The organism is Demequina sp. NBRC 110056, from assembly GCF_002090155.1.
GTDB lineage: Bacteria > Actinomycetota > Actinomycetes > Actinomycetales > Demequinaceae > Demequina.
Map to the genome: position 1 here is coordinate 372,042 of NZ_BBRM01000002.1, position 13,115 is coordinate 385,156.

Consider the following 13,115-nt stretch of genomic DNA (forward strand, 5'->3'; position numbering starts at 1 on the left):
GTGGCTGAATGTTGGCTGGTCAGGGTGTGGTGATGAGTTCGCGGGTGTCGGTGGCGTGTTGGGTGGCGTCCCACTCGGCGATGATCTCGGCGAGCTGGTCGTCGGTGATGAGGTCAGGCTCCGCCCCTTGGTGCGGGAGGCTGCGGATGAAGGCTTCGTCCTCGGGGGGGACGGGTGGGTCGATGAACTGGTTGAGGGTGTGGATGCCGGTGAGGTCGACGTCGAACACGCTCTCGCCACCGGGGTGAGGCGTGCGGTCGGGGTCGAGGTTCGATGGTGGTGTGAAGGTGACGTGTCTACCGTTGATGGTGATGCGCCAGCCCAGGCGGTGGATGTCGTGGTGACATCGGGTGCACAACATGACGCCGTTGTCGAGGTCCGTTAGGCCGCCGTCTTCCCAGAATTGGATGTGGTGGGCTTCGCAGTACTCCGGCGGGGCATGACACTTCGCGCACCCGCCGTCACGTTCAAGCATCGCCAAACGCTGTGCGGCGCTGAATCGGCGTTGGGTGCGGCCAAGCTCCAGCACGGTGCCGTCGCCGGCGAGGACTTCGGGGATGAAACCGGCGTCTCCTGCCAGGCGCCGTGCCTCACGCACCGACACCGGGGTGGTGATCCCGTCGATCTTCGCCAGCCCCACCCCGCCCATCAGGTCTGCCAGGCTCATCCGCACCACGATGGTGGTGCGCACCCCCGACCGATGGGTGTTCGAACATCCCAGGGCGTGGCGGGCGAGGTCGTGCAGTGCGTCGGCGCGGATCTGACCGATGGTGCGGTGCTCGACCGGCTCACCCGTGCACCCCTCACAGTGCCCTTCCAAACAAGCGCCAGGCCCGTCGCAGTCGTGGCGCGCGTGGTTGACCTGACAGCCACACACCTCGGTGATCGCACCGGTGTCGGGGTCGACCTGTCCTGGGGTTCCCGGTCGGGACTGCTTACGGACCTGCAGCGTCGTCATCTGCTCAAGAACGGTCAGGATCGGTGCCGCGGTGACGGCATCGAGCTCGCCATGGAAGACGACCATCCCGGTGTGGTCCTGCTTCCACCACACATACCGCTTGTCGTGGTTGACCCTCTCACGCTCCTGATGCTCCTCCACATCGATCCGCGCGATCGCGCGGGCCACCATGCGCTTGACCAGGTTCACCTGCATACCGCGGGCCTTGTTCACGAACCTGGTCTCCAGCTCCACCAGCGTCTCGGCCGACACCCGTCCGGCCAGCTGGTTCAGACCATTGACGATCGCAGCAGCCGCCTCCACCGCCAGATCACCCGCCACCTGAGCACCCGCCACCAGCGGATACTTGTTACGGGTCCGCTTTACCGGCGGCACCGGCACAGGGGGCTCGGCTTCGAGACCCGGCAGCACCCCAGGCTCCCCAGCAGCCTCAGTGTCAGAACCGGGCTGCACGCCCGGCTCACCAGGCGCCGGCTCCGGAGAGTCGTCCTCGACGGGCGTGAACGCGTCTCCGGCATCGACCGACCAGCGTGCCCGCCCCACCGAGCCACCCTGGATCTTGGAGAACATCGTCGGCGCATCCCCATGACCCTCGACACGGGCCAGACCACCACCGGGCAAGTCCGGATCCGTGCGCCGCGCGATCTCACCGGCATAGCGGGCCTCCAGTGCACCGACCGTGCGCGAGATCTGCCCTACCGTCTCCAACCGGTCCAACAACTCGGCCTTCGCCAACGCCGACACATCCTCACGGGCAGCACCAGCCAGCAGCTCGTGAAGCTGCTTCCAGTCCGCCTCGGTGAAGGTCATGACAACACTCCATCACGAGCCACTGACATCACCGGCACGCCATCCACAGCCACCACCACAGCGGCACCGAGACACACGCGAGAGAAGTCCATGAGCTCATCTCACCACGCGGGTCTGACATCGCTAGAGACGCCCACTTACCAGGCCGAACACCACCACGAACCCAGCAAGCGCATCGGCCCTCCGCAGGATGATCTGGCTAGGATCGTGCACGCATCCGAACCAGGGGAGACCCATGACCACCGCCGCCGCGATCCTCTTCACCGCCATCATCGGCCTCTTGGCGATCTTCCAGCTCGCGCTCGCCGCGGGCGCGCCGCTCGGACGCTTCGCCTTCGGCGGCCAGCACGACGGCGCTCTCCCACGCCACCTGAGGATCGCCTCGGCGCTCACCGTGCCCGTCTACGCCTTCATGGCGATCACGGTGCTGGACAACGCGGGCCTCACGGACCTGCTCGGCGACGGCTTCGAGCGCATCGCGCTGTGGGTGATCATCGCCTTCCTCGCGCTCAACACCGTCCCGAACGCCATCAGCCGCTCGCGTGCGGAGCGGTTCACGATGACGCCTACGCTGGTGGTGCTGACCGCGTGCGCGCTCATCGTGGCACTCACGAGCTAGGTGCCGCCACGCGCACCCACGACAGCCTCCACAAGCGGCCCGCAACCTGGTAACATAGTTCAGCCCTCGCGGACGGTTGGCTGCTGTCGCCGCGAATCAAGCAATCACGAACTTCTCCGTGCGCTTCCGCGCGCGCGGACCAGTGAAGGAAATCATGACCTCTGTTCAGAAGGCACGCCGCCAGGTGCGGCTGTCCCGCGCCCTGGGCCTCGCTCTGACGCCCAAGGCCGTCAAGCACTTCGAGAAGCGCCCGTACCCGCCCGGCGAGCACGGTCGTACCGCTCGCCGCAAGGAGAGCGACTACGCCGTTCGTCTGCGCGAGAAGCAGCGTCTTCGCGCGCAGTACGGTCTCCGCGAGAAGCAGATGACCCGCGTCTTCGCCGAGGCTCGCAAGGAGTCCGGCCTGACCGGTGAGGCGTTCGTCGAGCTCCTCGAGATGCGTCTCGACGCGCTCGTGCTGCGCTCGGGCTTCGCCCGCACCATCCTGCAGGCGCGCCAGGCCGTTCTGCACCGCCACATCCTCGTGGACGGTCAGATCGTCGACCGCCCCTCGTTCCGCGTGAAGCCGGGCCAGACCATCCAGGTCAAGCCCAAGGCCGTCACCATGGAGCCCTACATGGCCGCCGCCGCCGGTGCACACCGCGACGTGCTGCCCGAGGTTCCGGACTACCTGGACGTCCAGCTCGAGAAGCTGACGACCAAGCTCGTCCGTCGCCCCAAGCGCGCCGAGGTCCCCGTGACCTGCGAGGTGCAGCTGGTCGTCGAGTACTACGCCCGCTAAGCGAGCAGGTCGAACACAGACACGCGAAGCCGCTGGGTCCGCTCGGACCCAGCGGCTTTGTCATACTTGGGGGTCGGTGCCCCCCGGCACTCACAAGGGTCACCCCCGACAGCAGCGCCGATGCGCTGGCAGACTTGGCATGACACGCCCACTTCCCATGGAGGACAGGATGCGCACCGCGGACATCCGACAGCGCTGGATCGTCTACTTCGCGTCGAAGGACCACCACATCCAGCCGAGCGCATCTCTGGTGTCGCCCGACCCGAGCCTGCTGTTCACCGTGGCCGGCATGGTGCCCTTCATCCCGTACATCATCGGGACCGAAGACTCGCCCCACCCGCGCATCGCGTCGGTCCAGAAGTGCATCCGCACCAAGGACATCGAGGAGGTCGGCAAGACCACTCGGCACGGCACGTTCTTCCAGATGCTGGGCAACTTCTCGTTCGGCGACTACTTCAAGGAAGGCGCGATCGACTTCGCGTGGGACCTGCTCACCGGGTCCGAGGACGAGGGCAAGTACGGGCTCGACCCCGAGCGCCTGTGGGTGACCACCTGGATCGAGGACCACGAGGCGCACTCGGCGCTGCGCAACATCGGCGTGCCCGACGAGCACATCGTGAAGCTGCTGCGCGAGGAGAACTTCTGGGACACCGGCCAGCCCGGCCCCGCGGGCCCGTGCGCCGAGTGGCATTACGACCGCGGCCCCGAGTTCGGTCCTGAGGCCGTGGGCGGCACCGTCGACCCCGGCGGCGACCGCTACCTCGAGATCTGGAACCTCGTGTTCGACCAGTTCCTGCGCGGCCCCGGCTCGGGCAAGGACTACCCGCTCATCAAGGAGCTCGACCAGAAGGCCATCGACACCGGCGCCGGACTCGAGCGCATCGCGTACCTCAAGCAGGGCGTGGGCAACATGTACGAGATCGACGAGGTCTTCCCGGTCATCGCGAAGGCACAGGAGCTCTCGGGCAAGGAGTACAAGGCCGACGAGGGCGACGACGTCCGCATGCGCGTGGTCGCGGACCACGTGCGCAGCGCGATGATGCTCATGCACGACGGGATCGTCCCCGGCAACGAGGGCCGCGGATACGTGCTGCGCCGCCTCATGCGCCGCACGGTGCGGTCGATGCGCCTGCTGGGCGTGGAGGACCCGAGCCTGCCCACCCTCATCGAGACCTCGTACGAGGCGATGAAGGCGTCCTACCCCGAGCTCGGCGACAGCTTCGCCAAGGTCCAGGGCATCGCGGCCGCCGAGGAGGACGCGTTCCGCCGCACCCTCACACAGGGCACGACGATCCTCGACACGGCGGTGGCGAAGGCGAAGTCCTCCGGCTCGACCACGCTCGGCGGCGCCGACGCGTTCCAGCTCCACGACACGTACGGCTTCCCGATCGACCTCACCCTCGAGATGGCGGCCGAGCAGGGCGTCACGGTAGACGAGGCGGGCTTCCGCTCCCTCATGACCGAGCAGAAGGAGCGTGCGCGCGCCGATGCGAAGGCCAAGAAGGGCGGCCACGCGGACGTCAGCGTCTACCACGCGGTGGGCGAGAAGACCCCGACGGCGTTCCGCGGCTACGACGAGCTGTCGCTGACCAGCACGGTCGCGGCCGTGATCAAGGACGGCGTGTCCGTTCCCGTCGCGACCGCGGGCGACACCGTCGAGGTCATCCTCGCGGAGACGCCGTTCTACCCGGAGTCGGGCGGCCAGGACGCCGACTCGGGCGAGATCCGCTCCGGCAACGCGACGCTCAACGTCATCGACGTCCAGCGCCCGGTGACGGACGTCATCGTCCACACGGTCACGGTCGAGGAGGGCGAGATCGCCGCGGGCGACCAGGTGTCCGCAGAGGTGGACGCGGTCAACCGCCGCCTGGCGAGCAAGGCGCACTCCGCGACCCACCTGATCCATTCGGCGCTCCACGAGGTGCTCGGCGACGACGCGACGCAGGCCGGCTCGTTCAACAAGCCCGGCTACATGCGCCTGGACTTCGCGTGGCGCCAGGGCATCTCGCTCACCGCACGCGAGGAGATCGAGGGCATCGCCAACCGCGCGATCCGCGAGGAGCTGCCCGTCAGCACCCAGGTGATGAGCCTCGACGAGGCGCGCAACCTGGGCGCCATGGCGCTGTTCGGCGAGAAGTACGGCGACCGCGTGCGCGTGGTCGAGATCGGCGGACCGTTCTCGCGCGAGCTGTGCGCGGGCACCCACGTCGACAACTCGGGCCAGATCGGGCTGCTGTCGGTCACGTCGGAGGGCTCCGTCGGCTCGGGAGCGCGCCGCATCGAGGCGCTCGTCGGCGCGGACGCGTTCCAGTCCCTCGCGGCGGAGCGCGCGATCGTCAACGAGCTCACCACCACGCTGAAGGCGCGGCCCGAGGAGCTCAGCGACCGCATCGGCGCGCTGCTGGCCCGCCTGTCGGAGACCGAGAAGCAGCTCACCTCGTACCGCCAGCAGGCGATGCAGCAGGTGGCTGGGCAGCTCGTCGAGACCGCGACTGAGGTGAACGGTGTCCGCGTGGTCGCCCACGAGTCGGTCAACGCTGCCGACGGCGACGACCTGCGCACCCTCGTCACGGACGTCCGTGCGCGCCTCGGCGAGGGCGAGCCCGTCGTCGTGGCCGCATCGGCCGCGTTCAATGGCCGCCCCCAGATCGTCATCGCGACCAACCAGGGCGCGCGTGACAAGGGGCTGCGCGCCGGAGACCTCGTCAAGACCGCATCGGCCGTGCTCGGCGGAGGTGGCGGGGGCAAGCCGGACCTCGCCCAGGGCGGCGGTCAGGACGCGGGTCGTATCGCCGATGCGCTCGTCGCCGTTCGCGACGCCGTCGCCTCGGCGTAGTTTGGCACGACAGAGTTCGGCACGGCGGAAGACCACACGGAGCGAGGGAGACGGCTTGGACAGGGGAGTGCGCCTGAGCGTCGACGTGGGCACGGTCCGCATCGGCGTCGCGGCGTCCGATCCTGACGGACTCATGGCGTTCCCCGTCACCACCGTCCCGCGCGGCGAGGGCGACGTGGCCCAGGTGGCCGCGATCGTCGCCGAGCGGGGTGCCATCCGGGTGTTCGTCGGGCTACCGCGTAAACTGTCCGGGAAGGATGGCGACAGCGCGGCACTCGCGCACCGATTCGCCGCGGAGCTGTCGGAACGATGCGACGCGGTGGTTCGTTTGGTGGACGAGCGTTTCTCGACCGCATCGGCGCAGCATGCCATGAGGCAGGCAGGACGCAGCGCCAAGCAGCAGCGACAGGTGATCGACCAGGCTGCCGCTGTGGTCATCCTGGAGAACGCATTGGACATTGAACGACAGGGGAACCTCGATAGGGTGACCTACGAGCCGGATCCCAAGGGGAATGATGACTGACCTTTTTGAGGCTGAGGTGACGACGACGACGTCGCTCGACATGCGACGTCTACAGCGTCAGAAGCGCCGCGCCGCCCGTCGCCGCTGGACGCTCGTCGTCGCGGCCGTGGCGCTGGTGCTGGTCGCTATCGGCGGCTCGATCGCGTGGAACTTCGTGAAGTCCTTCGAGTCCGCGGAGTCCAACGTGGCGGCGGACTACGAGACCGCCGGCCAGGGCCTCGTGCAGGTCGTCGTGGAGCAGGGCGACACCGGCGCGGACATCGCGCAGACGCTGTACGACGCTGGCGTGGTCGCCTCGACCGAGGCGTTCATCACCGAGGCTCGCAACAACCCCGAGTCGGCGTCGATCACGCCGGGCTACTACTACATGCAGCGCGAGATGAAGGCGGAGTACGCGCTCCTCACGCTGCTCGACCCGAACAGCCGCAACGAGCTGTCCCTCACCATCCCCGAGGGCAAGACGGTCGACGACTACTACCAGCGCATCGCGAACCTCACCAACGCGTCCCTGGAGGAGGTCCAGGCGGTCGCGGAGAACCCCGAGGCGCTGGGCCTGCCCGAGGAGGCCGACGGCAACCTCGAGGGCTGGCTGTTCCCGTCGACCTACCGGTTCAACCCCGACGTGCAGCCGGCGGACATCCTCGCGGAGATGATCGAGCAGACCATCACCGTGCTGGACCGCAACGGCGTCGCCGAGGAGGACCGCGAGGACGTGCTCACGATCGCGTCGATCATCGAGCGCGAGTCGCGCCTCGAGGAGGACCGCCCGATGGTGTCGGGCGTCATCCACAACCGCCTCGACATCGACATGCGCCTCGAGATGGACTCGACGGTGAAGTACCTCAGCCCGTCGGACGGCGTGTACACCTCGGACGAGGAGCGCGCGATCGACAGCCCGTACAACACCTACCTGTACGCGGGTCTGCCCCCGGGGCCGATCGCCGCGCCGGGAGAGGCATCCATAAAGGCCGCCATCGCTCCCGCCGAGCACGACTACCTGTTCTTCGTGACCGTCAACACGGACACCGGCGAGACGCTCTACGCCGAGACCTTCGACGAGCACCAGAAGAACGTCATCATCGGCCAGGAGTGGGCGCGCGAGAAGGCCGCCGAGGCTGAAGACGAGATCACGGACTAGCGCGGGCAGATGAGCAGTCGCCGCGCCGGCGTGCTCGGCAGCCCCATCGCGCACTCGCTGTCCCCGTCGCTGCACCGCGCAGCGTACGCCCACCTGGGGCTCGACTGGGAGTACGAGTCGTACGAGGTCGACGCCGAGGCTCTGCCGGGGTTCGTCGAGGCGCTCGACGGGTCCTGGGCGGGGCTGTCGTTGACGATGCCGCTCAAGGTCACGGCGCTGCCGCTGGTCGACTTCGTCGAGCCGATGGCGAAGCTCGTGGGCGCGATCAACACCATCGTCGTGCAGCCGGTCACCGACCACCTGCAGCTCGTGGGCGCCAACACGGACGTCCACGGCGTGGTCGCCGCCCTCGCCGAGGGCGGTGTGACGCGCGCCACGCGGGGTGTCGTGGTGGGCGGGGGAGCGACGGCGACGTCCGCTCTCGCCGCCCTCGGGCGCATCGGCGTGACCCGGCCCGTCGTCGTCGTGCGCAGTCGCGGGCGGGCCGGCGGACTCCTGCGCGCCGCGACCAAGATGGGCATCGAGCCGCGCTTCGTCTCGTTCGACGAGGCGCCCGGACTGATGGCCGATGCGCAGGCAGTGGTCTCCACCGTTCCCGTGGTGGTGGGAGAGACGCTCGCGGGTGGTTTGGGTGGGTCTGTCCCCGCTGGCTCGGTGCTGCTCGATGCGGTGTATGACCCCCTTGTCACGCCCCTCGGCGCCGCGTGGCGGGACGCTGGAGGCACGTTCGTGCCGGGCACCCGAATGCTCCTGCATCAGGCCGCTGAACAGGTACGACTCATGACGGGAAGGACCGTTCCGGTGGCGGTTCTGGAGGACGCGCTGCCCCCTCAGTGAAGTGAGTCACACTTATCTGTGAGACCTCTCAGACGCGTGCTAGTTTGCCCGGCATGCGCTAAATGCGCTGGTGCCTTGGAGGGGGACTGGTGAAGCAGCTGGGGTCGATCCTGCTGGACGATGGTGTGCTCTCGGAAGAGCAGCTCATGGAGGCCATCGACGAGCAGACGGAGAGCGGGCAGTCCTTGGGACGCACGCTTGTCGAGCTCGGCATGATCAGCGAGGGCCAGCTCGTGCGGGCGCTCGCCTCGCAGGTCGGCATGGAGTTCGTCGAGCTCGCCGAGTACCCCGTGGACCGCTCCGCCGTGTCTCTCGTGCCCGGCGCCGTGTGCCGCCGCCACAACGCGCTGCCGATCGGCATCTCCGACGGCATCATCCGCGTCGCGATGTCGAACCCCGGCAACGTGGTCGCCGTCGACGACTTCCGCACCATCACCGGCCTCGAGGTCGTGCCGGTCGTCGCGACGCACGACGACGTCATCTCGGCCATCGACCGCTACTGCCGTTCCGACGCCGAGCTCGGCCACCTGCAGGAGGAGCTGTCCGAGACGGAGGTGTCGGTCGACGAGGACCCGCTGTCCGCCGGCGTGGGCGAGGACGACGCGCCCATCGTGCGCTTCGTGAACCTGCTCATCTCGCAGGCCGTCCAGGACCGCGCCTCGGACATCCACATCGAGCCCGGCGAGAAGGAGCTGCGCGTCCGGTACCGCATCGACGGCGTGCTCCACGAGATGCAGACCGCGCCCAAGTCGATCGCCAACGGCGTCACCAGCCGCCTGAAGATCATGGCCGACATCGACATCGCCGAGCGCCGCAAGCCGCAGGACGGTCGCCTGTCGGTCAACCACCAGGGCCGCAAGGTCGACCTGCGTGTCGCGACCCTTCCCACGGTGTGGGGCGAGAAGGTCGTCATGCGTATCCTCGACAACTCGACCGCGACGCTCGCGCTCGAGGACCTGGGCATCCGCGAGTCCAACTACACGGCCTATTCGCAGACGTTCACGAAGCCGTACGGCATGATCCTCGTCACCGGCCCCACGGGTTCGGGAAAGTCGACGACGCTGTACGCGACGCTCAACCAGATCACCCGGCCGGAGATCAACGTCATCACCGTCGAGGACCCGGTCGAGTACCGCATCCCCGGCATCAACCAGGTGCAGGTCAACCCCAAGGCGGGCCTGACGTTCGCGTCGGCTCTGCGTTCGATCCTGCGTGCCGACCCCGACGTCGTGCTCCTCGGTGAGATCCGTGACCACGAGACCGCGCAGATCGCCATCGAGGCGGCGCTCACCGGTCACCTCGTGCTGTCCACGCTGCACACCAACGACGCGCCGTCCGCGCTGACGCGACTCATCGAGATGGACATCGAGCCGTTCCTCGTGGGATCCGCGATCGACTGCGTCGTGGCGCAGCGCCTCGCGCGCCGCCTGTGCAACCACTGCGCGGTCGAGTACCAGCTCGAGGCGGACGAGATCCCCGAGAGCATCGAGTGGGACTCGTCGCAAAAGCCGCCGGTGGTGTTCCGGCCCGAGGGCTGCCAGCGCTGCTCGAACACGGGCTATCGCGGCCGCGTTGCGCTGCACGAGGTCATGGTCGTGAACGAGGACCTCGAGCGGCTCGCCGTCGCCCGCGCCTCGTCGGCCGAGATCGCTCGCACCGCGAAGGCCAACGGCATGGAGACGCTGCTCATGGATGGCTGGGCGAAGGTGCTCGAGGGCACCACGTCGGTGGAGGAGCTGTTCCGTGTGGCGAAGTGATGACCGCGTGACGGTGCGTGAGGCGATGGTGCTTGAGTACCAGGGTCTTCGCGCCGATAGGGAGTGCAGCAACCAGCCGGCACGGGTGAGCGCCCGGGCCGCAGGGGAGGATTCATGACCAGCTTCATGCCTGAGGGTCAGGCGGGAGGGCCCGGCGTTCCCGCCGCTCCGCAGCCGATGGCCTCGCAGCCTGGATTCTCGCCTCAGCCGCCGGCGGGGCAGCAGCCCGTGCCGCCGCAGGGCGCGCCGCAGCCTGGTGTTACGCAGCGTCAGCCCATGTCGGCGCCGCAGCCGACCTCTGGCCAGATCCCGCAGGGCCACTTCGCACCGGCTCAGCCCGCTCAGCCGCCGGCGCCGCAGCAGCCCGTCCGTCAGCCGATGTCTCAGGTGCCCGCCCAGGCGGCGTCGCCGGTGGCGTCGGCGACGCCCGCTCAGACCGCATCGGCCGCTGGTGCCGCGGGTGCAGGTGCGGCGGCCCCCGCCGCCCACAAGCGCATCGGCATGAGCCAGGACGCCCACGAGGGCGATCTCGACATCTCGATGGCGCTGCGCGCGATGCTTCAGGCGAAGGCCTCGGACCTCCACGTCACCACGGGCGCGCCGCCCATGGTGCGCGTCGACGGCGGCCTGCGTCCCATCGAGGGCTTCCCGCGGCTGGAGAAGGAGGGCCTCCAGCGGGCGCTCTACCAGATCCTGACGCAGGCGCAGCGAGAGAAGTTCGAGGAGGAGCTCGAGCTCGACTTCTCCTACGCGCTGGTGGGCGAGGCTCGCTTCCGCGTCAACATGTACAAGCAGCGCGAGTCGGTCGGTGCGGCCTTCCGTCTGATCCCGTACGAGATCAAGCCGCTCGAGGCGCTCGGCGTCCCTGAGGTGGTGGCGAACTTCGCCTCGCTGCCGCGTGGTCTGGTCCTCGTGACGGGCCCCACGGGTTCGGGCAAGTCGACGACGCTCGCGTCGCTCGTGGACCTGGCGAACCGCGCGCGCCGCGCGCACATCATGACGGTCGAGGATCCCATCGAGTTCCTCCACCGTCACAAGCGCTCGCTGGTGAACCAGCGCGAGGTGGGTGCGGACACCAAGTCCTTCCAGCGGGCGCTCAAGCACGTGCTGCGCCAGGACCCGGACATCATCCTCATCGGCGAGATGCGTGACCTCGAGACCATCTCGGTCGCGCTCACCGCGGCCGAGACCGGTCACCTCGTCTTCGCGACGCTGCACACGCAGGACGCGGCGCAGACCATCGACCGTGTGATCGACGTGTTCCCGGCGGAGCAGCAGGGCCAGGTGCGCGTGCAGCTCGCGACCGCGATCCAGGGTGTCGTCTGCCAGACGCTGCTGCCGCGCTCGGACACGAGCGGCCGTGCGGTCGCCGTCGAGGTCATGGTCGCGACGCCGGCCATCCGCAACCTCATCCGCGAAGGCAAGACGCACCAGATCTACACCGCGCTTCAGGCCGGCGCCGCGCTCGGTATGCAGTCCATGGACCAGCACCTCGCGGACCTCGTGAAGTCGTCGGTGGTCGCCTACGACGATGCACTCGAGATGTGCCAGTCCTACGAGGAGTTCAACAGGCTCTGTGGCCGGCACGGGAGGGTGGAGTAGGTCATGGCGAATACGTTCAGCTACGTCGCTGTCGACGCGTCGGGCAAGAAGGTCAAGGACACGGTCGAGGGGACGTCGTCGCAGGCCGTCGCCGCGCAACTTCGCGCCAAGGGCCTGACGCCGCTGTCGGTCGAAGACGGCATGGCGACTGGCCTCAACCGCGACATCAAGATCCCGGGCTTGAGCGACAAGATCGGGCTCAAGGACATCGCCGTGATGTCCCGCCAGCTCGCGACGATGATCGACTCAGGGCTGTCGCTACTCCGCGCCCTCATCATCCTCGTCGAGCAGACCGAGAACAAAGCGCTGGCCAACGTGCTCAGCGACGTCCGCAACGACGTCGAGGTTGGTCGGTCGTTGTCGGCGGCACTTGCCAAGCACCCGCAGGTGTTCCCGCCGCTCATGGTCAACATGGTCAAGGCCGGCGAGGTTGGCGGTTTCCTCGACGAGACCCTGGTGGCTCTCGCCGAGAACTTCGAAGACGAGGTCAAGCTTCGCTCCAAGGTGAAGTCGGCGATGACGTACCCCGTCGTCGTGCTGTGCATCGCCATCATCGCAGCTACGGCAATGCTCCTGTTCATCATCCCAGTCTTCGCCGACATGTTCTCTGGTCTTGGCGCAGAGTTGCCCCTGCCGACGCAGATCATGATCACGCTGTCGGACTGGCTCAAGGTCGCGATCATTCCGATCATCGTCCTTGTGTTCGTGTTCTTGTGGTGGTGGGGCCGTCACAAGAACGACCGCTGGCTGCGGGAGAAGCTCGACCCGCTCAAGCTCAAGGCGCCGGTCTTCGGTGCGCTCGTCAAGAAGATCGCGCTTGCGCGCTTCTCAAGGAATCTCTCAGCCATGCTCAAGGCCGGCGTGCCTATCCTCCAGGCGCTGAGCATCGTCGGAGAGGCGAGCGGCAACACCGTGGTCGAGAAGGCCACCCTCGATCTTCAGGATGCTGTGCGGAAGGGTCAGTCCATCACATCCAACATGGCGGGCAGCGCGGTCTTCCCGCCCATGGTTGCCCAGATGATGGCGGTCGGAGAGGATACGGGCGCGCTCGACACCATGCTGACCAAGGTCGCGGATTTCTACGACCAGGAGGTCGAGTCCACGACCGAACAACTGACGAGCCTTATCGAGCCGCTTTTGATCATGTTCGTCGGCATCATCGTCGGTGGAATGGTCATCACGATGTATCTGCCCATGTTCTCGATCTACGATCAGATCCAGTAGACATGCCAAGTGGAATGTGTCACAGAGTAC

At 67.8% G+C, this 13,115-nt stretch carries 10 protein-coding genes; 9 read left to right on the forward strand and 1 reads right to left on the reverse strand.

Features of this window, described 5'->3' with window-relative positions:
* Positions 1 to 19 precede the first annotated feature (19 nt).
* Positions 20 to 1,768 (reverse strand): HNH endonuclease signature motif containing protein, encoded by a 1,749-nt coding sequence (locus tag B7K25_RS01750; RefSeq protein WP_084103643.1) that lies wholly within the window; start codon positions 1,766 to 1,768, stop codon positions 20 to 22.
* A gap of 235 nt (positions 1,769 to 2,003) precedes the next feature.
* Between B7K25_RS01750 and B7K25_RS01755 the strand changes: the two genes are divergently transcribed.
* The 9 genes from B7K25_RS01755 to B7K25_RS01795 all read left to right on the forward strand — a co-directional run bounded on the left by B7K25_RS01755 (position 2,004) and on the right by B7K25_RS01795 (position 13,085).
* On the forward strand, positions 2,004 to 2,387 hold the full coding sequence (locus B7K25_RS01755; protein ID WP_084103645.1) for a hypothetical protein: 384 nt from the start codon (positions 2,004 to 2,006) through the stop codon (positions 2,385 to 2,387).
* Positions 2,388 to 2,541: 154 nt separating this feature from the next.
* Positions 2,542 to 3,168, forward strand: coding sequence for a 30S ribosomal protein S4 (rpsD, locus tag B7K25_RS01760; protein WP_084103647.1), 627 nt, complete (start codon positions 2,542 to 2,544; stop codon positions 3,166 to 3,168).
* A gap of 169 nt (positions 3,169 to 3,337) precedes the next feature.
* A complete protein-coding gene (gene alaS / locus B7K25_RS01765) occupies positions 3,338 to 6,004 on the forward strand; it encodes an alanine--tRNA ligase (RefSeq protein WP_084103649.1) in 2,667 nt (888 codons plus the stop codon).
* 55 nt (positions 6,005 to 6,059) lie between these two features.
* The gene (gene ruvX / locus B7K25_RS01770) at positions 6,060 to 6,527 is read left to right on the forward strand and encodes a Holliday junction resolvase RuvX (protein ID WP_234988032.1); all 468 of its coding nucleotides are present in this window, start codon (positions 6,060 to 6,062) and stop codon (positions 6,525 to 6,527) included.
* Positions 6,520 to 7,665, forward strand: coding sequence for an endolytic transglycosylase MltG (gene mltG / locus B7K25_RS01775; protein ID WP_159450084.1), 1,146 nt, complete (start codon positions 6,520 to 6,522; stop codon positions 7,663 to 7,665). The genes ruvX and mltG overlap by 8 nt, the downstream gene beginning before the upstream one ends.
* Positions 7,666 to 7,674: 9 nt before the next feature.
* Positions 7,675 to 8,502 carry a shikimate dehydrogenase gene (locus B7K25_RS01780; protein WP_084103655.1) on the forward strand — a complete coding sequence of 276 codons (828 nt, stop codon included), beginning with the start codon at positions 7,675 to 7,677 and terminating at the stop codon, positions 8,500 to 8,502.
* An 89-nt stretch (positions 8,503 to 8,591) separates the two neighbouring features.
* Positions 8,592 to 10,259 (forward strand): GspE/PulE family protein, encoded by a 1,668-nt coding sequence (locus B7K25_RS01785; RefSeq protein ID WP_084103657.1) that lies wholly within the window; start codon positions 8,592 to 8,594, stop codon positions 10,257 to 10,259.
* Positions 10,260 to 10,373: 114 nt separating this feature from the next.
* A complete protein-coding gene (locus tag B7K25_RS01790; protein WP_304441512.1) occupies positions 10,374 to 11,861 on the forward strand; it encodes a type IV pilus twitching motility protein PilT in 1,488 nt (495 codons plus the stop codon).
* 3 nt (positions 11,862 to 11,864) lie between these two features.
* Complete coding sequence (locus B7K25_RS01795; RefSeq protein WP_084103659.1) at positions 11,865 to 13,085, forward strand: type II secretion system F family protein; 1,221 nt, start codon at positions 11,865 to 11,867, stop codon at positions 13,083 to 13,085.
* Positions 13,086 to 13,115: the final 30 nt, after the last annotated feature.

Coding starts and splice junctions, on each gene's coding strand:
- alaS (WP_084103649.1), top strand. CDS start 3,338: ATGCGCACCGCGGACATCCGACAGCGCTGGATCGTCTACTTCGCGTCG.
- B7K25_RS01790 (WP_304441512.1), top strand. CDS start 10,374: ATGACCAGCTTCATGCCTGAGGGTCAGGCGGGAGGGCCCGGCGTTCCC.
- B7K25_RS01795 (WP_084103659.1), top strand. CDS start 11,865: ATGGCGAATACGTTCAGCTACGTCGCTGTCGACGCGTCGGGCAAGAAG.
- rpsD (WP_084103647.1), top strand. CDS start 2,542: ATGACCTCTGTTCAGAAGGCACGCCGCCAGGTGCGGCTGTCCCGCGCC.
- mltG (WP_159450084.1), top strand. CDS start 6,520: ATGACTGACCTTTTTGAGGCTGAGGTGACGACGACGACGTCGCTCGAC.
- B7K25_RS01750 (WP_084103643.1), bottom strand. CDS start 1,768: ATGACCTTCACCGAGGCGGACTGGAAGCAGCTTCACGAGCTGCTGGCT.
- B7K25_RS01780 (WP_084103655.1), top strand. CDS start 7,675: ATGAGCAGTCGCCGCGCCGGCGTGCTCGGCAGCCCCATCGCGCACTCG.
- B7K25_RS01755 (WP_084103645.1), top strand. CDS start 2,004: ATGACCACCGCCGCCGCGATCCTCTTCACCGCCATCATCGGCCTCTTG.